The organism is Pseudomonas sp. IT-347P (assembly GCF_949768005.1).
Taxonomy (GTDB): Bacteria; Pseudomonadota; Gammaproteobacteria; order Pseudomonadales; family Pseudomonadaceae; genus Aquipseudomonas.
In genome coordinates this window covers 533,174-553,891 of record NZ_CATKPQ010000011.1, presented here as the reverse complement: position 1 = coordinate 553,891, position 20,718 = coordinate 533,174, and the positions used below count along the sequence as shown (strand labels likewise).

Sequence of the window (20,718 nt, the reverse complement as noted above, 5' to 3'; positions counted from 1 at the left end):
GATATTGATGACCACCACAAAACCATTGTAGGAGTGAGCCTGCTCGCGATGGCGCCGGCCCAGTCAACATCTTCGTCGACTGAACCTCCGTCATCGCAAGCAGGCTCACTCCTACAGGTTTTGCATTCACACCCGGATATTGATGAGCGCCATAAAGCTCGCTCCCACAGTTTGATTGGTGGTGAGGTCAGAAGAGTTCGTTGAACGGGATGAAGCGCAGCGGGTTGCCGACACTGTGCGTGCTGTGCTCGGGAATTTCCACCAGGCCATCGGCCCAGGTTGCACCGAGCAAGACGCCGGAGCTTTGATTCGGATAAAGCACTGCACGCCCCGCCTCCAGCTTCACGCGCAAGTATTCACGGCGGCTGCCAGCCTTGTGCCAATCGAAGCCCGCGTTAACCGTAAAACTCAGCGGCATGACTTCTTCCACGCCTTGAATGCGCAACAGATACGGCCGCGCCAATAAGCCAAACGTCACCAGCGCCGAGGTCGGATTGCCCGGCAGGCCAATCACCGGCACAGCGCCGAAATGCCCGACCGTCAGCGGTTTGCCAGGCTTGATCGCCAGTTTCCACAACAGCGGTTTGCCGTTGTCGCGCAGCACTTGTCCCAGGCAATCGGCATCGCCGGCAGACACGCCGCCCGTAGTCAGAATCAGGTCAGCGCTCACTTGCAGTTGCTCAAGCTTGAGCCGGGTCTGGGCCGGGCGATCCGGGAGGATCCCGGCGTCGATCACTTCGCAGCCCAGCTCACGCAACCAGTGGCCGAGCAACACGCGGTTGCTGTTGTAAATACTGCCGGGGCGCAGCGGTTGGCCCGGTTCGACCAGTTCATCACCGGTCGACAGCAGCGCCACACGCGGGCGACGCACCACGTGCAGTTGCGCCAGCCCTTGCCCGGCGGCGACCGCCAGCTCGAAAGGCCCAAGGCGTTTGCCGGCCCGCAGCAGGATATCGCCGACGCGATTTTCCTGACCTTGCGCGCGGATGTTCTGCCCCGCCTTCAGCGGCTGCAAGAAGCGCACGCGACCGTCCTCCAGCACTTCGACGTTCTCCTGCATCTCGACGCAGGTGGCGCCGGGCGGCAGCGGTGCGCCGGTAAAGATCCGTGCGCAGGTGCCGGGCAGCAACGTGTCCGGTGCCTGCCCGGCGTAAACCTTTTGCGAGACCTTCAACGGCTGTCGGTGAAGATCGCTGAGATTGAGCGAGTATCCATCCATGGCGCTGTTCGGCCACGGCGGCAAGTCGAGTGTCGCCACCAGATCACTGGCCAGCACCCGCCCACGCGCATCGTCGAGCGCCAGCAGTTCGCTGTCGGCCAGACGTTGCTCATTGGCCATGCCGAGCAATTGGTCGAGGGCGTCCTCGACCGGCATCAACGGTGCCTTGCTCATCCGCGTGGCCCGCAGGCTTGCACGGCTTTCAGGTGCGGGACGAAGTTGCACGGACGGTGACGATTGTCCAGTTGCTCGGCCAGAATGCCTTCCCACGCCGTGCGGCAAGCGCCGGTCGACCCTGGCAGGCAGCACACCAGCGTGCCGTTCGACAGCCCGGCCAGCGCGCGGCTTTGCACGGTGGACGTGCCGATATCCAGAATCGAAATCGCCCGGAACAGCTCACCGAAACCGTCGATCTGCTTGTCGAACAGACAGGCCACCGCTTCCGGCGTGCTGTCGCGGCCGGTGAAGCCGGTACCGCCAGTGATCAGCACCACTTGAACGGTGTCGTCGGCAATCCAGTTCGCTACCTGCGCGCGGATCTTGTACAGATCGTCCTTGAGCAAGTTGCGCTCGCTCAAGGTGTGCCCGGCCTCAAGCAACCGACTGACCAGCAATTGGCCCGACGTATCGCTGGCGTAATCGCGAGTATCGCTGACCGTCAGCACGGCAATATTCAGGGGGACAAACAGGGCATCGGCTTTGGCGCTCATGGCAGTTCTCCGGCAGCAGTCAATAACATTGCCGAGCAGCCTAAGTGCCACTTATGAGTACTGTCTAATCACTCTGGCCAACCACATTATCGACCGGCTCTATCGGTGTTTTTCACATCGCTGAACGCCAGTAGAACCGGGTGTGATAGAGCTGGTCGATAGTCCCTTAAACAGTTCCGATTGGACGAATATCCGTGCAGATGAGATCGTCGCACCTCGCGTTTTTCGTGCGCCTCGCGCATCTGCGTCAATACTCAATCCCATTTCTCAACGAGCAGGTGCCTTCGTGGACATCAAACAACTCAAGTTCCTGATCGCACTGGACGAAACCCGCCACTTCGGCCAGGCCGCCGCCCGCTGCCATATCACTCAACCGACGTTGTCGATGCGCCTGCGCAATCTGGAAGACGAGCTGGATCTGGTGCTGGTCAACCGCGGCCAGCGCTTTGAAGGGTTCACCCAGGCCGGTGAGCGTGTGCTGGCCTGGGCGCGCACGTTGCTGGCGGCCCATGACGGATTGTTCGCCGAAGCGGCGGCGTGTCGCGGGCAACTGGTGGGTAGCTTGCGTCTGGGTCTGGTGCCGCTGAGCAGCTTCAACCCGGTCAATTACATTCAGGGTTTGTCGGGAACGTATCCGGAGTTGAAGTTCAGCCTGTCGTCGCTCAGTTCTGACGAAATCATCGCCGGGCTGGGCAACAATCAGCTCGATCTGGGCGTGTGCTACCTGGACCACGTCAACCCGAACTATTTCGAATTTTTCGAGATCGGCGAAACCCGTGTCGGCCTGCTCTACGACAACCGCCACTTCCAGTTCGAAGGCACGGAAATGAGTTGGGAGGACGCCGCCGAACTGCCGCTGGGGATGATCACCGCCGGCATGCATTACCGCAAATCCATCGACTTGAGCTTCCGCAGCCGTGGCCTCAGTCCGCAGCCGATCATGGAAAGCGATTCGACCTATCAGCTGTTGCAGGCGATTCACCAGGGCTTCTGCTGCGCGATCATGCCGCTGGACAGTGGCCTGGAAGAACCGATCGAGCACCTGTCGTTCATGCAATTGCCCGATGCCAGTGTGCTGGCGCCGCTGGGCCTGGTGATGCGCAAGACCGAACCGCGTTCGGCGATTGCCGAGAAGTGTTTTGCCGAGGCGCGGAAGTTGTTTGGGGTAGAAGTTCCCGCTGAATAATTGATGTTGGATGTCAGACCGCCTTCGCGAGCAAGCTCGCTCCCACAATTGAAATGCATTCCCCTGTGGGAGCGAGCTTGCTCGCGAAGAGGCCCGAACAGTCGATACAAATCCTGATTGATCGAGCAAAGCAATCACCACATCAGAACAAGCGATTGGACGCATTTTTAACACCCCCGTAGCCTGAACACTCTTCAGCGCTTCGGGACTTTTCAGATGCTCTGCCACGCCGAAACCCTCACAGAATCCTCCACCGAACCCAACGCCCCCGCGCCGCAACCGGCGCAGGTGGCGTTTCGCGAATACCTGCCGGAAGCCATCGTTTCGCACGCCGCGCTGGCCTCGGAAATCGCCCTGGCCATCACCTACAACGGCCTGAGCCAGGCGGTGATGATGGTCTCGCCGGGCAACCTCGAAGACTTCATCCGTGGCTTCAGCCTGAGCAACGCGATCATCGACAGCGTCGACGAGATCTACGACATCCGCCTCACGCACTTCGATCAGGCCTGTCAGGCCGATGTGCAGATTTCCAGTCGCGCGTTCTGGGCCTTGAAGGATCATCGTCGGCAGATGACTGGCACCAGTGGCTGCGGCATCTGCGGCGTCGAAGCGCTGGAGCAGGCGCTGCCGCAACTGCAAATCCTGCAACCGTCAGCACTGCCGCCGGCCGGACATTTCGACGGCATCCGCCAACGCATTGAAGCCGCTCAACAACTGGCGCGCAGCAGCGGCGCGCTGCATGCCGCGCTGTACTTCGACGGCAACGGTGAAGCGCTGCTGTGCCGTGAGGACATCGGCCGCCACAACGCCCTCGACAAGCTGATCGGCGCGATGCAATCCGACGCCCTCAATGCTGCTGAAGGTTTTGTCGTGGTCACCAGCCGCTGCAGCCTCGAACTGATCCACAAAGCCGTGCGCGCCCGCCTCGGCACTCTCGTCAGCCTGTCCGCGCCCACCGCATTGACCGTGCGCTGGGCACTCAAGCACCGGCTCAATCTGATCCACGTGCCGCACCGTAACGCCCCGCGAATTTACAGCCCGATCCAGGAGTTTTCCGCATGAGCCACACCCTCACCCACCTCGACGATCAGGGCCGCGCCAATATGGTCGACGTCAGCGACAAAGCCGCGACCCGTCGCGAAGCCACCGCGCAAGCCTGGGTGCAGATGCGCCCGGAGACGTTGCAGATGATCCAGGCCAACGGCCATCCAAAAGGCGATGTCTTCGCCGTGGCGCGGATTGCCGGGATACAGGCAGCCAAGCGCACTCACGAACTGATTCCGCTGTGCCACGCGTTGCTGCTCAGCTCGATTCACGTCGAACTCAAGGCCTGCGAACCGGACCGCGTGCAGATCACCAGTACCTGCCGCCTCACCGGCCAGACCGGCGTCGAACTCGAAGCCCTGACCGCCGCCAGCGTAGCCGCGCTAACCATCTACGACATGTGCAAAGCGGTGGACCGCGCCATGGTGATTGGCGATATCCGCCTGCTCAGCAAACAGGGCGGCCGTTCGGGCCACTTTCAATGGGAGAACGCGCAATGATCCTGATCAACTACTTCGCCAGCTACCGTGACCGGCTCAATCTGGGCGGAGAAAAAATCCCGCTGACTGATGCATTGAGCTGCGTCGAAGATGTGCGGCAAATGCTGATGCAGCGTGGTGATCTTTGGCGCGAAGTGCTGGGTGCCGGCAACCTGATGTGCGCGGTGAATCAAGAGCTGTGTCAGCCGAGTCAGGTGATTGAGGATTTCGATGAGATCGCGTTTTTCCCGCCGGTCACCGGGGGTTGATGATGACGATTCGAGTCCAGCACAAAAGCTTTGATGTCGGCCAGTTGACGGCGGATCTGCACGCGCGCAATCCACGGGTTGGCGCGGTGGTGAACTTCATTGGTTACGTGCGTGATCTGAACATTGGCCAGAGCGTGAATGAGCTGTTCCTCGAGCACTATCCGGGCATGACCGAAAAGGCCCTCGAACAGATTGCCGCAGAAGCCCGCGAGCGCTGGCCGCTGTTGGGAGTGGAGATTGTGCATCGGGTCGGTGCGTTGTCGGTGAGTGAGCCGATCGTGTTTGTCGGCGTCAGCAGCAAACATCGGCACATGGCGTTCGAGGCCTGCGCGTTCATCATGGATGTGCTCAAGACCCGCGCGCCGTTCTGGAAGCGTGAGACGACGCCTGAGGGTTCTCACTGGGTCGAGGGTCGTGAGAGCGATCGGAATGCGGCGTTACGCTGGAGTCTGGCGCACGCCTAAAAAAAGCAAAAGCCCCTCACCCTAGCCCTCTCCCCGAGGGAGAGGGGACTGATTGGGGGATATTGCAGAGGTACGCCGACCTGAAGCGGCTGAGGTGAATCCATAATCGACGGGGTCTTACGGGTCGATGACGATGCCGGAAACCTCGGTCAGCCCCTTTGGGTGATCATCAAATCCATAATCGACTCGATTTTTCAGGTCGACGAACGATGCCGGACACCTCGGTCAGCCCCTTCGGGTGACCATCAAATCCATAATCGACTCGATCTTTCAGGTCGACGGATAACGCCAGACACCTCGGTCGGCTCCCTCTCCCTCCGGGAGAGGGCTGGGGTGAGGGTAAAAAATCTGATTAGATAGCCACTCCGCCAGGATTCAACTCCGGAGTTACGCTTGAACACAGCGCCGAACAACCTGCCCCGCCCCGATCCCGTCACCCTGCGCCAGGCCTGGCGCTTCTGGCTGAAACTCGGCTGCATCGGCTTCGGCGGGCCGGCCGGGCAGATCGCGATCATGCATCAAGAACTGGTCGAACGTCGGCGCTGGATCTCTGAAAAGCGTTTTCTGCACGCGCTCAACTACTGCATGTTGCTGCCCGGCCCCGAGGCTCAGCAATTGGCGACGTACATCGGCTGGCTGCTGCATCGCACCTGGGGCGGTGTTATCGCTGGTGCGCTGTTTGTGCTGCCGTCGCTGTTCATTCTGATTGGCTTGTCCTGGGTGTACGTCGCTTTCGGTGACGTGCCGGCGGTGGCCGGAGTGTTTTACGGGATCAAACCGGCGATCACCGCGATTGTGCTGCACGCCGCGCATCGCATCGGCTCGCGTGCCTTGAAGAATGCCTGGCTGTGGGCGATTGCCGGGGCGTCGTTCGTGGCGATTTTCGCTTTCAATGTGCCCTTCCCGCTGATCGTTCTCGGGGCCGCGCTGATCGGCTATCTGGGCGGGCGATTCGCACCGCAGCGGTTCAGCAACGCGGGGGCGCGCAACAGCGAGAAATCTTTCGGCCCGGCGTTGATCGATGACGATACGCCAGCCCCCGGGCATACCCGTTTCAGTCTGGCGAAGTTGCTGCGGCTGGGGTTGATCGGTGCGGTGCTATGGTGTTTGCCCATGGCGTTATTGACGGCGTTGTTCGGCTGGGACGGCACGTTCACGCAAATGGCCTGGTTCTTTACCAAAGCCGCCCTGCTCACCTTTGGCGGTGCCTACGCGGTGCTGCCTTACGTCTATCAGGGCGCCGTCGGGCATTACGGCTGGTTGACGCCGACCCAGATGATCGACGGCCTCGCACTCGGCGAAACCACCCCGGGGCCGCTGATCATGGTGGTCGCATTTGTCGGTTTCGTCGGTGCCTACGTGCAACCGGCGTTCGGCCCCGAACATGCCTTCGCCGCCGGAGCGCTGGCAGCAACGCTGGTGACCTGGTTCACCTTCCTGCCCTCGTTTCTGTTCATCCTCGCCGGCGGGCCGTTGGTGGAATCAACGCACAACGAACTGAAGTTCACCGCACCGCTGACGGCGATTACCGCGGCCGTGGTCGGGGTGATTGTGAATCTGGCGTGTTTTTTTGCCTACCACGTACTCTGGCCAAACGGTTTTGCCGGGGCGCTGGATGTGTTTTCGCTGGTACTGGCGGTGGCGGCGGCGTTGGCGCTGTTCGTTTTCAAGCGCGGCGTGATCAGTGTGTTGATCGTTTGCGCCCTCGCCGGGCTGGGCTTTGCGCTGATGCGCTGAGCCCAGCCCGGCGAATCTCCCGTTTACACGCCCGCGAATTCCCCCTTACTATCCGGGCACACCGGTCGGCGGGTCAGCCCGCCACCGACGTTTTCCGCCAACGGAAACACGCGTCATGAGTACGTCACCACAACAATCAGAATCGTTGAACGTCTCTACCCAGCGTGCCCTTTCTCACAAGGGCGGCGTATGAATCGTATCGTCAATCTCCCCATGGCCCTGCGCCGTTCCAAACTGCGTCACTCCGCACGCCCGCCGGATATCCGCGTCTGCGTCTGATCGCGTCTGAAAAACGCGTAGGACGGTTCTCTTTCGATATCCCCGCCAGGACAGCCTGGGCCTTCGCCCATTAATGTCCTTTGGCCCGAATCTGCGCGCCTGCGTGGCGCCAACATGAGTGATGTGGACTATGAAATTCGCAGCCATCGAAGACGCACGTCTGTTCCTTGAACAGAACCCCGATATCGACATGATCGAGCTGTTTATTCTCGACGCCAACGGCGTGCCGCGCGGCAAGCTGTTGCATCGTGAAGAACTGCTCGCCGTGTATGAAAGCGGCCGCCCACTACCGAGCACTATTCTTGGTCTGACCGTGCAGGGTGAAGACGTCGAGAACTCCGGTCTGGTCTGGGACGTCGGCGATATCGACTGCCGCGCCTACCCGCTGGAAGGCAGTCTGGTGCGCCTGCCGTGGCGCAAGATTCCGACCGCCGCGGTGCAGGTCAGCATGCACCCCAGCGAGGGCATGCCCGCCAGCATCGCCGACCCGCGACACTTGCTGATCAAGGTCATCGACGGACTCAAAGCCGAGGGTTATCACCCGGTGATGGCCTGCGAGCTGGAGTTCTACCTGCTCGACGCCAAACGCGATCACAACGGCCGCCCGCAACCGGCGCTGGACGCAGACGGTGGCCGACCGCGACATACACAGGTTTACGGTTTGCGTGAGCTGGAACAGATCGAACCGTTCCTCGCCGACCTCTACAACGCCTGCAAACTGCATGGCATTCCGGCGCGCACGGCGATCTCCGAGTACGCGCCGGGTCAGGTGGAAATCACCCTTGAACACGGTGATGCGCTGGCGGCGATGGACCAGGCCGTGCGCTACAAACGTCTGGTCAAGGCCATCGCTCATCAGCACGGCATGCAGGCGACGTTCATGGCCAAGCCGTTCGATGATCTGGCCGGCACCGGCATGCATATGCACGTCAGCCTGGCCGATGGCGCGGGCCACAATTTGTTCGCCTCGGAAGACCCGGCCGGCACACCGCTGCTGCGTACGGCGATTGGCGGGATGCTCGCCTGTTTGCTCGATACGTTGCTGCTGTTCTGCCCGAACGCCAACTCCTACCGACGCTTCCAGGCCAACAGCTACGCACCGCTGGCGCCGACCTGGGGCGTCGACAACCGGACCGTCAGTCTGCGCGTGCCCGGCGGCCCGGCCCATACCCGGCACATCGAACACCGAATCTGCGGCGCCGACGCCAACCCGTATCTGGCCGCAGCGGCGATCCTTGCCGGAATTCATCGCGGCATTCGTGAAGACCTTGATCCGGGTGCGCCGGTCGAGGGCAATGGTTATGCGCAAGCGAAGGAATTGTTGCCGACCGATTGGCTGACGTCGCTGCAGGCACTGGAAAACTCGGTGTGGGCGCGGGATGCCTTGGGCCAGGCATTTCTCGGGGTGTATCTGGCGGTGAAGCGTGCCGAGTACCGGCAGTTCATGGCCGAGGTGGGTGAGCAGGATTGGCGGTGGTATCTCACCGAGGCCTGAAGACTCTCATCTCCCCTGTGGGAGCGAGCCTGCTCGCGAAGGCGTCATCACATTCAACATTTTGGGTGACTGACACGCCGCTTTCGCGAGCAGGCTCGCTCCCACAGGGGACTGCACTCCGACTCCCGAATTTGTGTGGACACTGACATGACCGAACGCTGCAATTCCTACTACACCGCCACCCTCAACCAGGACACCGACTACCCGACCGTGCAAGGCCGGCACAAGGTTGATGTGGTGATCATCGGGGGCGGCTTTACCGGCGTCGCCACCGCCGTCGAACTCGCCGAAAAAGGCCTGAAAGTCGCCATCGTCGAGAGCCACAAGATCGGCTGGGGCGCGACCGGGCGCAATGGTGGGCAGGTCACCGGCAGCCTTTCCGGCGACGGTGCGATGCGTAAACAGATGCGCGCGAAACTCGGCGATGACGTCGATGATTTCATCTGGCACCTGCGCTGGCGCGGGCATGAAATCATCCAGCAACGCGTCAAGAAGTACGGCATTCAGTGCGACCTGAAACACGGTCACTTGCACGCTGCATACAAACCCAGCCACATGACCGACTTGCGCAAGGATTACGAAGAAGCCGTACGGCGCGGATTAGGCGATGAAGTCAGCCTGCTCGACCGCAGCCAGGTGCGTGACCTGCTGCAAAGCGAGCTCTACGACGGTGCTATCAAGAACACCCGCAACATGCATCTGCACCCGCTCAACCTGTGCATCGGTGAAGCGCGGGCGGCGGAAAGTCTTGGCGCACTGATCTTTGAAAACAGTGAAGTGCTGGAGATCATTCACGGCACTACGCCCGGTGTGCGCACCGCGCATGGGCAGATCGATGCCAATCAGGTGATGCTCGCCGGCGACGTCTATCACAAGCTCGAACCGGGGCAGCTCAAGGGCAAGATTTTCCCGGCCATGGGCGGCATCGTCACCACCGCGCCACTCGGCGATCTGGCGAAACAGATCAACCCCGAAGACCTGGCGGTGTACGACTGCCGCTTCGTCCTCGACTACTACCGCCTCACTGCCGACGGCCGCTTGCTGTTCGGTGGCGGCGCCAACTACAGCGGCAAGGACTCACGGGACATCGCCGCCGAACTGCGCCCGTGCATCGAGCAAACCTTCCCGGCGCTCAAAGGCGTGCAGATCGACTACCAGTGGAGCTGCGCGATGGGCATCGTGATCAACCGCATCCCGCAACTGGGCAAGCTCTCGGACAACGTCTGGTATTGCCAGGGCTACTCGGGGCACGGCATCGCGACCACGCACATCATGGGCGAAATCATGAGCCGGGCGATCACCGGGCAGATGGAGCAGTTCGATACCTTTGCCGCGTGCCAGCACATTCGCGTGCCGATGGGGGATTTGTTGGGTAACCCGTTGTTGGCGGCGGGGATGTGGTATTACCAGATGCTTGAGCGCCTGCGCTGAAACATGTGTTGAATGTACCGGCCCTTTCGCGAGCAAGCTCGCTCCCACAGTTGACCGAGTTCTATCTCAGAAATGCGTTCGAATGTGGGAGCGAGCTTGCTCGCGAAGGGGCCATCAAAACCACCACAAAACCTCAATCCGGCAACTGCTCGACGACAATCCCCAACCGCCGATAATCATCGACACTCCCCGACGCCACATGTTGCTCGGTAATCAGCGTATGCAGGCGCGTGCACGGCGCCACCACAAACGGCTCCACCGCCCCGAGCTTGTCCGCCGTGGTCACCGCAATGACTCGCGCGGCACTGTCGAGCAGAGCCTGCTTTACCGGCACTTCATCAAAATGCAGCGAGGTAATCCCCACTTCCGGATGAATCGCACACACCCCGGTAATCGCCAGATCTGCCTTGATCCCGGCCAGCAGCCGCACCGCTTCATGCCCACCCGCCGCCATCGTTCGCGGGTTCAACTGGCCGCCGGCGAGAATTACTTGCACCCCCTTGAATTCCGAGAGCGCAATCGCCGTCATCGGTGAAGCGGTCACCGCCGTGATGCTGATATCTGCCCGCAGCGACCGTGCCACTTGCAACGTGGTCGAACCGGAATCGAACAACACAATCTGCCCGTCCTCAATCTCCCGCGCCGCCCGTTGCGCCAGTCGAACTTTGACCTCATCCGTCTCGTCCAGTCGGGTGAAGTAATCCTTGCCGGAATCTTTCGGACGCGGCAACGCGCCGCCGTGGACCCGCTGCACCAGCCCGGCCGTGTCCAGCTCGGCGAGGTCGCGGCGGATGGTGTCTTCGGACACCGCAAAGTGCTGGCTCAGCTCGGAAGCCATGACCTTGCCGTCACGCTCAAGGAGCAAAAGAATTTTCTGTCGACGCAGGGATGGCAGTTCAGCCGTGGAATGATCGTGCATGGTTGTGCCTGTTTATGCTTGTAATTGCAGGTTTTGCAAGCGTAGCGAAAGCCCGTAGCAAACACAAATCGACGAGGTATCAATGGTTTCGATCATTGGAATCAACAAGACGAATTTTTTCTTTGCTTTCAAGCTGTTCAGAATGACCGCACTTCTAAAAGGCTCAGGATGAACACCTCATGAATCTCAATTTTGCGTTTGCGTGCATGATCGTCGTGTCGTTTGCGATTGCCTTGGGCCACGCCTGAAAGTGCCTCAGACCGACGCCAACAAATGCTCGCGCAGCCATTTGTGCGCCGGATCGCGGTGTGAACGTTCACCCCAGAACATCGCCATCTCGTAACCCGGCACTTCCAGCGGGGCGTCGACCACTTGCAAGGCCGGGTTGCCGCGCACCAGGCGTGACGGCAGCATCGCCACCAGATCAGTGCTGGCCAACACCGACATCGCCATCAGAAAGTGCGGCACCGACAACACCACTTTGCGCATCAACCCGACATCGGCCAACGCCCGGTCGGTCACCCCGAAAAAGCCCCCGCCCTCGCGCGAGACCATCACGTGCTCCAGCGCGCAGAACTGTTTGCGTGTGGGTGCTGATTTCAGCCCCGGATGCCCGACTCGACCGGCCAGCACATAACGCTCGGTAAACAGCGGTCGTCGGTGCAACTCCGGCGGTGCGTCTTCGCTGATGTGCAGCGCCAGATCGAATACGCCCTGCTCGGCCTGTTTAACCAAATGCGCCGGGGTCAGATCGATCACTGCCAGCCGCGTGCCCGGCGCCTGTTCGCGCAAACTGCTCAGCGCCGGCAACACCACCGTCGACTCGCCGTAATCCGTCGCGGCGATTTTCCAGCTGTGCGTCGCCTGCGCCGGGTCGAATGCACTGGCCGGCGCTACCGCCCTCTCCAACGCCTCCAACGCTTCGCGCAAGGGCTCACGCAGTTCATCGGCGCGCGCCGTCGGGCGCATGCCGCGCGGCCCGGGCAACAGCAGCGGATCACCAAAGATGTCGCGCAACTTGGCCAGATGCACACTCACCGAAGGCTGCGACAGGTTCAGCCGCTGCGCCGCGCGGGTGACGTTGTGCTCCGACAGCAACACATCGAGGGTCAGCAGCAGATTGATATCCAGCCGTCTTAAATTATTCATGGCTATACCAGACATATCAGACATTCATTTCCAATATACCGGTTGAACGCCGATCCTGCAGTCACTCAGCCAACGGAGCTCCATCATGAAAGTCTTACTGGTTTACGCCCACCCTGAACCAACCTCACTCAACGGCTCGCTGCGCGACTTCAGCGTCCAGCGCCTGCAAGCCGCCGGCCACACCGTGCAGGTCTCCGACCTCTACGCGATGAACTGGAAAGCCACGCTCGACGCCGAAGACGCCCCGCAGCGCGATGCGACAAAACCGTTCCACGCCTCACTCGACTCGAAAGTCGCCTATGCCCAAGGCACCCAGGCTGTCGACATCGCTCGCGAGCAGGAAAAGCTGTTGTGGGCCGATGCGTTGATCCTGCAGTTTCCACTCTGGTGGTTCACCATGCCGGCGATTCTCAAAGGCTGGGTCGATCGGGTGTACGCCTACGGCTTTGCCTACGGCGTCGGCGAGCACTCCGACAGCCGTTGGGGCGAGCGTTATGGCGAAGGGAAAATGAAAGGCAAACGGGCGATGTTGATGGTTACCACTGGCGGTTGGGAATCGCACTACGCACCACGCGGGATTAACGGGCCGATGGATGATCTGCTGTTTCCGATTCAGCACGGGATTTTGTACTACCCGGGGTTTGAAGTGGTGCCGCCGTTTGTGGTGTATCGGACGAGTCGGATGGATGCGGCGCGGTATGCCGAGACTAGCGATGAGCTGGGGCGGCGGCTGGATGAGTTGTGGAGTGCGCGGCCGATTGGGTTTCGGCAGCAGAATGGTGGGGAGTATGAGATTCCTGCTTTGACGTTGAAGGATGAAATCGCACGCGGGACAGAAGGCTTTGCAGCGCACAGCGTTTAACATCCGCCAGCCTTGAGTGACTAGCATTTTCTTTAGGTGCGCTTAAGCCATGTAAACAGAATATTGGTTCACATCACCTGTGTTGTGTAACATTTCCAGAACAGTCGCTTTTACAAGGAAGTTCACAATGTCTGGCAAACCTGCTGCCCGAGTTACCGACCCTACCTCTTGTCCCCTTCCGGGCCACGGCGTTAACCCGATTGCCGCTGGCTCTCCTGATGTTTTTTTTGATGGTTTGGCTGCCGCCCGCCAAAACGACAAGAGCGCCTGCGGCAGCCCTATCACTGGAGAGGTTGCCTCAACTGTCCTCATCAACGGTATGCCCGCCGCTACCGTTGGCAGCATTGGTGCTCACGGCAACAATGTCGTAAGTGGCTCGTCTACCGTAATAATCGGTAATTCGCACACTCCCGCAGAATTCGTCCCGCCATCCGCCATGCCACTCTGGGCGATGATTTTCGACGAAAAATTCAGGATCGTCGGCAGTGATGGTCAGCCTTTGGCCAATGTGCCCTATCACATTAAAGATGAGACCGGCCGCGTTTATACGGGCTTTTCTGATGAAGCGGGCCATACGCCACGAATTGCCACAAGCAAACAAGAAACACTAGAAATAACAACGGGCGTTGCCGCACTGGAAAAATGGGGTGATGCATGACGGAATTTTCTTGCCAGATTCCAACTAACAAACAAGCAGGCTCGGTGAGCAACGTCCCCGGCTATCTAATGCCCGCTAACATCCACCTGTTTGTTGTAGTCGACGAGATAGGTAAAGATGGATTTCTCGTCAGAAAAATTTACTCTTCGCCCGACAATCCGCACCTAGTCGCTAAAAACCTTCCTGAATTTCAGATCAAGAATGAGGTTTGGCCAGAAAAATATGGCATGCGGCCGGTAGCACCCAACTCTAACGCCACAGTGGCGGAACACGTCTATAGCAGTCGAAAGTACCCTTCAAGCTATCTATCCACCAGTTCCGAATTCCCCAATGGATCGCCAAGATTCGATGGTAAAACAGTATATATTGACATCGAGAAAGCAAAAGCTGCCGGTGCAAAACTTGTTAGTACAGATGAAATATTAAAAGCACTTGAAGACTACAAAAAAAACGCACCTAAAAACGTAGCTAAAATCGACGAAATTGCGAACTGGGTAAAAAATATCGACAAAGAGGTCTTAGTCCAGTCCGAAAAAGTACCTGCCAGTGCAATTTTCACTCCATCCTCACACAAGATCACAAGTACATTTATTAAAGGCGCAAAAGTAGTAAGAGTATTTGCTATCGCTTTCACTGCATATGATCTAAAACTTGCTGCCGAAGAGTCTTTTAAGCAAAAAAGCGTAAAACCAATATCCGTGGAAGTCGTCAAGCAGGCTGGAGGCTGGGGAGCAGCTATTGCAGGCGCCAGAATAGGTTTGGTGGCAGGCGCGGCAGTGGGAATTGAAACGGGGCCTGGTGCTATCGTTAGTAGCGCGATCGGTGGAATAGTATTTGGCACCGCCGGGTATTTGGGAGCTACATGGCTTACTGAATACTTACAGGAATAATCTTATGAATTTTTTTCGACGCATATTCGGCTCATTGAAATCATCGCCTCAGGAGCAAATTGTCGGATACAGCATTTCAGAGCTGGAAAAGTTGTTCCTTCTTCCAATACCTGCCACGAGCTTGCCAATATACCCTCCCACTTCACTCTTAAAAAATGTGGGTATCGACGCGTATTACTCCTCTTTCCTAATAGCTATTGATGAAATCCCTGAATTTAATACACTCATAGCTTCCACCTTCAGAACAGAAAGCGAAAGAACATTTAATGGATTGACGGTATTTCAATGTAAAAACATGCTTACGGAATCTCGACTAATATATTTTATATCTCTTAGAGAATTCCAATCAGCCACAATTCGCCTCGTAACGAATAGCACAGAACTGCTAATCCTACTGAGTCAAAAAAAATTCTCCGCACCACCACCATGGATTGCATTTCCGGGTTATGAGCCTGCATGGTGGGGTGGAAATATGGAGGGTGCGCAGGGATATTACGACAACATTTATTTTTCCCTTTTTTTTACAAATCTCAATAACAACGAAAAACAGGCTTACTACGAGAGATTTAACGCATCACAAAAATGGATTGATAGGTTAGAGCTCATGTACAACGACGACTGATCCCATTTTCTACCGGTGCCTGAAGAATCAGGCACCCGCTCGCCCCCGCCGCACCTGCACCAACAATGCCGGCGCAAAATGCAACAACACCATCCGGCTCAAATGATGAGTCAGAATAAACACCACATTCAGCCCACCACCAAACGCGACGATGGCAATCGTCTCGATCGCCCCCGGCATGTACGCCAGCCACAGCGACAGCGGATCACTGCCCAACCACCGCGCCGCCACTTCCGCAAATACCGCCGCAACCACGATCATCAACCCAACCGAGACCAACGCCGTGCGCCCGTGACGTCCCAGTTCCGCGAAGCCAAGCCCCTGAAACCTTGAGCCGATCCGCACGCCGAGAATCAGCGCCGCCAGATTCAAACTCCAGTCCGGCATGTGAAAACCGTGCAGCCATCCCGCTTTCACAAACACCGCCGTGATGATGATCGCGGTGAGCATGAACGGCGCCGGCACGCCGATCACTAACAACAAGCGCCCGAGGAGCACGCTCAATGCGATGACCGAAAGCGCCGTCAGTGCCATGCCTGTAGTCAAAGGAACACCATCGGCAACCGCCACCGCAGCGGCCTGGCCGGGAATCAGGAAACTCACCAGCACAGTGATGAGCAGCAAGCGCATCAAGTGCACGATGATGACCTTGCTCGATGCCTTTTCCGACTCGAGTAAATCAAACACCGCCGCCAGTGCGCCGGGATAAACCGCCAACAGCGCATCAGTGCGATTCCAGCCTGCGCCGCGCGTCAGCCACCATCCGGCCAACGTGATTTGCACCGTCAGGCAAATCAGCAACACACCAAGGCTCGGCAACATCGTCGAGGCCGTCTCACTGTCCCACGCTTCGAACATCAGCCCGGTTGCGATGCCCAACGTAACCTGGATGTAGCCCAGCCCATAAGGTGTTGCCGGGGCGATACCGGTTTTACTGGCAAACAATGCGGTGACGATAATCGAACCCAACAGCAAGCCATGCGGCACGCCTTGGAACTGCAACAGTGCGCCGAAACCGGCAGCAATCAACACACAGAGAATGGATTTCATGATCGCCTTCCTGGCTAATAAACTGACCCAACATCGTCGAATAATCACTTGTCACTGTGGGAGCGAGCCTGCTCGCGAAAGCGTCGTGCCAGTCGCAGATAGGTAACTGACCTGACGCCTTCGCGAGCAGGCTCGCTCCCACAAGGAGATCTTTTCTATTACATTCGCAGCCGTGCAATTGCCCGGCGATATTTTTCGATCCGTTCCAGATCCTCCCAACTCGGCGAGGCAATGCGCGACACGTCGCTGTTTTCCTCCAGATCCGCCAGTTTCACCACCCGCCCGATCGGGTTCTGTGCGGCGCGGTCGACGAAGTCTTCATAGGATTCGCCCGGCACTTTGGTCACCGACTCAATCGCCGTCAGCACCTCTTCGCTGAAACCTTCCTTGCGCAGGTCATCAAGGCTGACACCGCAATCCTCAACCACATCGTGCAGCACGGCGACGATGCGTTCTTCCAATGTGGTCATGCGCAACATGACTTTCAGCGGATGCAGAATGTACGGCGCACCGCCCTTGTCGACCTGCCCGGCGTGGGCCGTGGCGGCGATGGCAATAGCGCGTTCGAGGGTCTGGCTCATGGGAGTCTCCGTGGGTTAAAGACCGTAGCGGCCGCCGACATGGATGTTGCGTTTGAGCCAGTTACCGATTGCCTTCAGCCGACCGACTGGCTGGGCGGGCGCGGAATGACGCTGCAGGATCAGTGACACCAAAGTAGCCTGATCGGCTTTCGGATGAGCATCGATCAACTCGGCAACCCATGCGCAACCAGCCTTTTTCAGGTGTTCACGCCAATCGCCCGGCCAGGCGTCCAGCTCATCCAGCGCCAACCACCGGGCACCGCCCTGCTCGGCATGCCCGCCGCCTATTGACTGCTCAAAACACAAAGGCGTGGCCGGCCGGGACAGGTCGATGCTGAAAACGTAAACGTCGTGGGTTTTGTGTTGCAGCGTGGGAGCGTTGTTGCGGCAGCCGATGACCATCATGGCAATGTTCCAATCCTTGGGCACTGAATGTTTCCGATTGTTTCGCAGTGTACGCCACCGGAGCAAATCAAAAACCCGATGGAACCTCCCTCCTCCACGCCACCTCGAAACTACAAAGCGCCAACATCATCGATGAGACCCGGCGCTCTTGAAGAGGAAACCCCGATGAACATTCGCTTCCTGCTTCTGATCGCCAGCTTCGCCGTCATCCCCACTTGCGTCATGGCCGAAGGCTGCGACGTCCAGACCCAATCCTCCAGCGCCTCGGTGCCAGCGGTGGAAACCCACAGTTGTTATGAATACGAAGGCATGCCGGTCAACGCCATAGACTGGTCGTGCAGCAACGAAAGCAAAGACATGCTCAATAGCAAGAAAACCAAGGTCGAACACTGCGCTGATCACTACCAGGCCACGTGCATCGCCACGATCACCCAGGAATCCCTGGCCAACCCGCATTCCACCAGCAAGGACAAGAGCGCCAAGGCGCTGAACATCCCCGACAACGCGCAAGTGACCACGTATTACTACGACGTGGAGCATTTGGCTCAGGCGCGGATTGATTGTGAGAATGGCGGCGGGCATTGGAAGGCGAAGTAATTTCGGTGCCACGACGTAGGCGATGCGCAAAGAAAAGCCCGGCTCAAAAGACCGGGCTTTTTAGTGCGCGATATCCATCAACCACCGCCGCTACCGCCACTGCTGCTACCGGATGGTTGACCCGCAGGGCTGGGCTTGGAGGCTGAAGGCACCGGCCCATTGTCGGTCTTGCCACCGTCACCGCCCTTGGGCAGCGAATCGGCATCCGGATCGGCATTGGTGGCGGGAGACGCCGGGTCACGAGTCTGGCTGTTGCCGTCGTTCGCCGTCGGAGTCGGCGTTTCGCCAGCAGCGATCGCGTACAGCGAACTGCCGGACAGCAACGCCGCGAGGGTTAACACCGCGATTTTATGGTTCAGCATGGTGGCTCTTCCTTTGCGTGGTGAGTTACAGCATTGGAAGAAGGTGTGCGGCGAACGTGCGGTGCGTCGGACGAATGGTTACCGCCCAGAGGCTCGCGCAATTTCGATGTCTGAAAATCTCGTAGGAAAACACCCCATGTAGAGAGAGAGCTTGCTCCCGTCTTGCTGCGAAGCGACCCCAAAACCGGATAGTCCGCTTCTCTCAGACAGACCGCACGCCCCGGATTACGAGGACTGCGTCGCCGAGCGGGAGCAAACTCCCTCGCCACGGGTATGGGTTTCACGTCCTACAGGTCGGTTGTGGCTGGTGAAATTGATGCCTAGAGTGGGGTAGTCGCTGACCGCAGTCGGCGATGGGTTTCGCAGCCCTCAGAAGTGACACGCACCGCTAAATGACAACTGTGGCAAAATCCGCCACCGCTTCATTTTATGGCGGCTGTGTGTGGGAGACCTTCGGGTCTGCCGGTTTGACTCTTCTCCGGTCTGCGAACCCGCATACAGCTGCCACCCATTTGTTTCGCAGCAAAAAGGTGGCACTTACTGACCAATTGAAGAGTGCAACCTATGACGATCAAAAAACCGGTTCACCACTACGCCCCCATGTCCCACCCCGCTACCGACCACCCCGTTCTCCTTATCGACGCCAACGCCCCGCTACGCGACCTTCACGCTTGCGTAGCAGAACGCCTCAACTCCATCCTCAAATACCTCGACCTCATGGCCTGTATCCGCCTCCCCGATCATGCCGAGCATGACATCAACACCGTGACCAACATCGCCAGGATCATGGTGCAGGATGTGAGCGACGTGTTTCGGGTTATTGAGCGGCGGGGGTTTGAACCTGCATCGTAGAAAGAATCGGTGCGAAAAGTGGACGTCACTCCTCCACCGCATTTTTTCGATAGCCATTCTTTCCACAATAGGGGATGGAAATAGCGATGGCGATTTGATAGCGTTCGGATCAGCCATTGGCCATCAGCAGTTCGGTAAAACTACCGAGTATTTAGTGAATCAAGGCTGTGTTTTTTCATGTACCCCTTCAATTAATGTAAGGAAGAAAAAATGACAGACAGAAGACCTTTTAACCCAAACGTGACTGTACCGAAGCCAGGCGGTGGTGAGCAGCCTCGCTCCAGAAACAATGATGGTCAAGTTCGCGACAAGCGAAGTGATGCAGGTAAACCTAAAAAGAAATAATCCACAATGGTGACAGATCACTGACAAAATAGATCTGTCACCTTTTCGGCCGTCTCCTTTTCGGCCTCCGTTTCACTCTATTGAAGCTACACAACCAAACCCCATTTTTAGGCAGCGCCGACAATGCACACCCATCAGCATCTCGAGGAATTCTGGAGCTTGTTTTTACGCGAAGCTTTCAACACTTGTTTTGGTGGACCTGAATTAATATTTCGCGGCATTACAAATAAAGACCACTCGCTCATCCCATCTATCGGACGGCACAGACGCGAATACACTGAAAATGATATTTCAGCACTGGAAGACACTCTACTAACAGAATTCAAAAGGCTTTCGGTTCCAGAGTTGGATACACCACCAAATAATGATTTCGAGTGGATATTTCTTGCTCAACACTACGGACTGCCGACAAGGCTCCTTGATTGGTCAACAAACCCACTTGTCGCGTTATTCTTCGCGGTAGAAAAGGACGACGATACAGATGGCGCTGTATACATAGCTAAAAGATCTGTAACAGACCAGTACGAGCTTTTTGACTTTAGGACTGCAAATTATACAGCCGAGCACAAAAATGCCCCGGCTAGCATATTTGCAATCCAACCAACCCAAGGGACAGTTATTTTTGTGCGGCCGAAGTACAAAGATCGCAGATATCAAAATCAAAAATCAGTTTTCTCATGCCCTCAGGATCCTTACACACCATTAGAAACAGACAGCATGATGAAAATTAATTTTGACAAAAATCTTAAACCGCAGCTCAGAGAAAGACTTAAAAAAATGGGCGTATCGACTTCCTTTATATATCCTGGACTTGCAGGAATCGCCGCCGAGGTTAAAAGCCTTAACTACGACCCTGTACAGTCTGGAAAGCACCAAATAACAACAACGACATGCTATATCGACTTGAGCGCCATACAACAAAACAACAATGACTCCCCGAAAAACCTGTAGCAGCATATATAAGTTAAACTTATGCATAAATTGCTGCAAGAGGAACACCTGATTTCCTGAGACCTTTTCGCACACAAACAAAACTTCCAAAGTCGGTATCAGAGTGATGCCGACTATTCTGTGTTCAAAACCTGTGATTAAAATTAAAGCTATCGATATCTA

General features: G+C 57.7%; 23 protein-coding genes. 15 read left to right on the top strand and 8 right to left on the bottom strand.

Annotation, left to right across the window (positions count from 1 at the left end):
• Positions 1 to 187: 187 nt before the first annotated feature.
• Together glp and moaB are read right to left on the bottom strand one after the other, a co-directional pair.
• A complete protein-coding gene (glp, locus tag ACM6IV_RS06535; RefSeq protein WP_414869226.1) occupies positions 188 to 1,393 on the bottom strand; it encodes a gephyrin-like molybdotransferase Glp in 1,206 nt (401 codons plus the stop codon).
• Positions 1,390 to 1,929: a molybdenum cofactor biosynthesis protein B gene (gene moaB / locus ACM6IV_RS06530; protein ID WP_122854251.1), complete on the bottom strand. Its 540-nt coding sequence runs from the start codon at positions 1,927 to 1,929 to the stop codon at positions 1,390 to 1,392. The genes glp and moaB overlap by 4 nt, the downstream gene beginning before the upstream one ends.
• 286 nt (positions 1,930 to 2,215) lie before the next feature.
• Here moaB and ACM6IV_RS06525 point away from each other — a divergent pair, with 286 nt between their 5' ends.
• From ACM6IV_RS06525 to ACM6IV_RS06490, 8 genes are all read left to right on the top strand, one after another.
• Entirely contained in the window at positions 2,216 to 3,115 is a 900-nt protein-coding gene (locus tag ACM6IV_RS06525) for a LysR family transcriptional regulator (RefSeq protein WP_110719946.1), read from the top strand.
• A gap of 216 nt (positions 3,116 to 3,331) precedes the next feature.
• A complete protein-coding gene (fdhD, locus tag ACM6IV_RS06520) occupies positions 3,332 to 4,177 on the top strand; it encodes a formate dehydrogenase accessory sulfurtransferase FdhD (RefSeq protein ID WP_414869225.1) in 846 nt (281 codons plus the stop codon).
• Positions 4,174 to 4,659 (top strand): cyclic pyranopterin monophosphate synthase MoaC, encoded by a 486-nt coding sequence (gene moaC / locus ACM6IV_RS06515; RefSeq protein ID WP_414869224.1) that lies wholly within the window; start codon positions 4,174 to 4,176, stop codon positions 4,657 to 4,659. Before fdhD ends, moaC begins: the two co-directional genes overlap by 4 nt.
• Positions 4,656 to 4,907 carry a MoaD/ThiS family protein gene (locus tag ACM6IV_RS06510; RefSeq protein ID WP_414869223.1) on the top strand — a complete coding sequence of 84 codons (252 nt, stop codon included), beginning with the start codon at positions 4,656 to 4,658 and terminating at the stop codon, positions 4,905 to 4,907. Before moaC ends, ACM6IV_RS06510 begins: the two co-directional genes overlap by 4 nt.
• Before the next feature lie 2 nt (positions 4,908 to 4,909).
• A complete protein-coding gene (moaE, locus tag ACM6IV_RS06505; protein WP_414869222.1) occupies positions 4,910 to 5,371 on the top strand; it encodes a molybdopterin synthase catalytic subunit MoaE in 462 nt (153 codons plus the stop codon).
• A gap of 393 nt (positions 5,372 to 5,764) precedes the next feature.
• On the top strand, positions 5,765 to 7,108 hold the full coding sequence (gene chrA, locus ACM6IV_RS06500; protein WP_414869221.1) for a chromate efflux transporter: 1,344 nt from the start codon (positions 5,765 to 5,767) through the stop codon (positions 7,106 to 7,108).
• 409 nt (positions 7,109 to 7,517) lie between these two features.
• Positions 7,518 to 8,882, top strand: coding sequence for a glutamine synthetase family protein (locus tag ACM6IV_RS06495; protein ID WP_414869220.1), 1,365 nt, complete (start codon positions 7,518 to 7,520; stop codon positions 8,880 to 8,882).
• A gap of 147 nt (positions 8,883 to 9,029) precedes the next feature.
• Positions 9,030 to 10,313 carry an NAD(P)/FAD-dependent oxidoreductase gene (locus tag ACM6IV_RS06490; protein WP_414869219.1) on the top strand — a complete coding sequence of 428 codons (1,284 nt, stop codon included), beginning with the start codon at positions 9,030 to 9,032 and terminating at the stop codon, positions 10,311 to 10,313.
• Between the two features lie 133 nt (positions 10,314 to 10,446).
• Here ACM6IV_RS06490 and ACM6IV_RS06485 read toward each other — a convergent pair whose 3' ends face one another.
• Together ACM6IV_RS06485 and ACM6IV_RS06480 are read right to left on the bottom strand one after the other, a co-directional pair.
• A complete protein-coding gene (locus ACM6IV_RS06485; protein ID WP_414869218.1) occupies positions 10,447 to 11,232 on the bottom strand; it encodes a DeoR/GlpR family DNA-binding transcription regulator in 786 nt (261 codons plus the stop codon).
• 255 nt (positions 11,233 to 11,487) lie between these two features.
• Positions 11,488 to 12,381, bottom strand: a complete 894-nt coding sequence (locus ACM6IV_RS06480; protein ID WP_414869217.1) for a LysR family transcriptional regulator — start codon at positions 12,379 to 12,381, stop codon at positions 11,488 to 11,490.
• An 85-nt stretch (positions 12,382 to 12,466) separates the two neighbouring features.
• Here ACM6IV_RS06480 and ACM6IV_RS06475 point away from each other — a divergent pair, with 85 nt between their 5' ends.
• From ACM6IV_RS06475 to ACM6IV_RS06460, 4 genes are all read left to right on the top strand, one after another.
• Positions 12,467 to 13,243: an NAD(P)H-dependent oxidoreductase gene (locus ACM6IV_RS06475; protein WP_414869216.1), complete on the top strand. Its 777-nt coding sequence runs from the start codon at positions 12,467 to 12,469 to the stop codon at positions 13,241 to 13,243.
• Between the two features lie 127 nt (positions 13,244 to 13,370).
• Positions 13,371 to 13,901 (top strand): PAAR domain-containing protein, encoded by a 531-nt coding sequence (locus ACM6IV_RS06470; RefSeq protein WP_414869215.1) that lies wholly within the window; start codon positions 13,371 to 13,373, stop codon positions 13,899 to 13,901.
• On the top strand, positions 13,898 to 14,791 hold the full coding sequence (locus tag ACM6IV_RS06465) for a glycine zipper family protein (RefSeq protein ID WP_414869214.1): 894 nt from the start codon (positions 13,898 to 13,900) through the stop codon (positions 14,789 to 14,791). The genes ACM6IV_RS06470 and ACM6IV_RS06465 overlap by 4 nt, the downstream gene beginning before the upstream one ends.
• Positions 14,792 to 14,795: 4 nt before the next feature.
• Entirely contained in the window at positions 14,796 to 15,413 is a 618-nt protein-coding gene (locus ACM6IV_RS06460; RefSeq protein ID WP_414869213.1) for a hypothetical protein, read from the top strand.
• Between the two features lie 27 nt (positions 15,414 to 15,440).
• Here ACM6IV_RS06460 and ACM6IV_RS06455 read toward each other — a convergent pair whose 3' ends face one another.
• From ACM6IV_RS06455 to ACM6IV_RS06445, 3 genes are all read right to left on the bottom strand, one after another.
• Positions 15,441 to 16,463 carry an AbrB family transcriptional regulator gene (locus tag ACM6IV_RS06455; protein WP_414869212.1) on the bottom strand — a complete coding sequence of 341 codons (1,023 nt, stop codon included), beginning with the start codon at positions 16,461 to 16,463 and terminating at the stop codon, positions 15,441 to 15,443.
• A gap of 158 nt (positions 16,464 to 16,621) precedes the next feature.
• Positions 16,622 to 17,044, bottom strand: a complete 423-nt coding sequence (locus ACM6IV_RS06450; protein ID WP_414869211.1) for an HD domain-containing protein — start codon at positions 17,042 to 17,044, stop codon at positions 16,622 to 16,624.
• A gap of 15 nt (positions 17,045 to 17,059) precedes the next feature.
• Entirely contained in the window at positions 17,060 to 17,449 is a 390-nt protein-coding gene (locus tag ACM6IV_RS06445) for a hypothetical protein (RefSeq protein ID WP_414869608.1), read from the bottom strand.
• Between the two features lie 165 nt (positions 17,450 to 17,614).
• Here ACM6IV_RS06445 and ACM6IV_RS06440 point away from each other — a divergent pair, with 165 nt between their 5' ends.
• Entirely contained in the window at positions 17,615 to 18,046 is a 432-nt protein-coding gene (locus tag ACM6IV_RS06440; RefSeq protein WP_414869210.1) for a hypothetical protein, read from the top strand.
• 77 nt (positions 18,047 to 18,123) lie between these two features.
• Here the strand turns inward: ACM6IV_RS06440 and ACM6IV_RS06435 are convergent, their stop codons facing one another.
• On the bottom strand, positions 18,124 to 18,408 hold the full coding sequence (locus tag ACM6IV_RS06435; RefSeq protein ID WP_414869209.1) for a hypothetical protein: 285 nt from the start codon (positions 18,406 to 18,408) through the stop codon (positions 18,124 to 18,126).
• Positions 18,409 to 18,972: 564 nt separating this feature from the next.
• Here ACM6IV_RS06435 and ACM6IV_RS06430 point away from each other — a divergent pair.
• On the top strand, positions 18,973 to 19,260 hold the full coding sequence (locus ACM6IV_RS06430; RefSeq protein WP_414869208.1) for a fructose-bisphosphate aldolase: 288 nt from the start codon (positions 18,973 to 18,975) through the stop codon (positions 19,258 to 19,260).
• Between the two features lie 468 nt (positions 19,261 to 19,728).
• Entirely contained in the window at positions 19,729 to 20,556 is an 828-nt protein-coding gene (locus tag ACM6IV_RS06425) for an FRG domain-containing protein (RefSeq protein WP_414869207.1), read from the top strand.
• Positions 20,557 to 20,718 lie beyond the last annotated feature (162 nt).

Bases quoted from the DNA above. Each gene is read 5' to 3' on its own strand.
- glp (WP_414869226.1), bottom strand. From the start codon at position 1,393: ATGAGCAAGGCACCGTTGATGCCGGTCGAGGACGCCCTCGACCAATTG.
- moaB (WP_122854251.1), bottom strand. From the start codon at position 1,929: ATGAGCGCCAAAGCCGATGCCCTGTTTGTCCCCCTGAATATTGCCGTG.
- fdhD (WP_414869225.1), top strand. From the start codon at position 3,332: ATGCTCTGCCACGCCGAAACCCTCACAGAATCCTCCACCGAACCCAAC.
- moaC (WP_414869224.1), top strand. From the start codon at position 4,174: ATGAGCCACACCCTCACCCACCTCGACGATCAGGGCCGCGCCAATATG.
- ACM6IV_RS06510 (WP_414869223.1), top strand. From the start codon at position 4,656: ATGATCCTGATCAACTACTTCGCCAGCTACCGTGACCGGCTCAATCTG.
- moaE (WP_414869222.1), top strand. From the start codon at position 4,910: ATGACGATTCGAGTCCAGCACAAAAGCTTTGATGTCGGCCAGTTGACG.
- ACM6IV_RS06495 (WP_414869220.1), top strand. From the start codon at position 7,518: ATGAAATTCGCAGCCATCGAAGACGCACGTCTGTTCCTTGAACAGAAC.
- ACM6IV_RS06490 (WP_414869219.1), top strand. From the start codon at position 9,030: ATGACCGAACGCTGCAATTCCTACTACACCGCCACCCTCAACCAGGAC.
- ACM6IV_RS06485 (WP_414869218.1), bottom strand. From the start codon at position 11,232: ATGCACGATCATTCCACGGCTGAACTGCCATCCCTGCGTCGACAGAAA.
- ACM6IV_RS06480 (WP_414869217.1), bottom strand. From the start codon at position 12,381: ATGAATAATTTAAGACGGCTGGATATCAATCTGCTGCTGACCCTCGAT.
- ACM6IV_RS06475 (WP_414869216.1), top strand. From the start codon at position 12,467: ATGAAAGTCTTACTGGTTTACGCCCACCCTGAACCAACCTCACTCAAC.
- ACM6IV_RS06470 (WP_414869215.1), top strand. From the start codon at position 13,371: ATGTCTGGCAAACCTGCTGCCCGAGTTACCGACCCTACCTCTTGTCCC.
- ACM6IV_RS06465 (WP_414869214.1), top strand. From the start codon at position 13,898: ATGACGGAATTTTCTTGCCAGATTCCAACTAACAAACAAGCAGGCTCG.
- ACM6IV_RS06460 (WP_414869213.1), top strand. From the start codon at position 14,796: ATGAATTTTTTTCGACGCATATTCGGCTCATTGAAATCATCGCCTCAG.
- ACM6IV_RS06455 (WP_414869212.1), bottom strand. From the start codon at position 16,463: ATGAAATCCATTCTCTGTGTGTTGATTGCTGCCGGTTTCGGCGCACTG.
- ACM6IV_RS06450 (WP_414869211.1), bottom strand. From the start codon at position 17,044: ATGAGCCAGACCCTCGAACGCGCTATTGCCATCGCCGCCACGGCCCAC.
- ACM6IV_RS06445 (WP_414869608.1), bottom strand. From the start codon at position 17,449: ATGATGGTCATCGGCTGCCGCAACAACGCTCCCACGCTGCAACACAAA.
- ACM6IV_RS06440 (WP_414869210.1), top strand. From the start codon at position 17,615: ATGAACATTCGCTTCCTGCTTCTGATCGCCAGCTTCGCCGTCATCCCC.
- ACM6IV_RS06435 (WP_414869209.1), bottom strand. From the start codon at position 18,408: ATGCTGAACCATAAAATCGCGGTGTTAACCCTCGCGGCGTTGCTGTCC.
- ACM6IV_RS06430 (WP_414869208.1), top strand. From the start codon at position 18,973: ATGACGATCAAAAAACCGGTTCACCACTACGCCCCCATGTCCCACCCC.
- ACM6IV_RS06425 (WP_414869207.1), top strand. From the start codon at position 19,729: ATGCACACCCATCAGCATCTCGAGGAATTCTGGAGCTTGTTTTTACGC.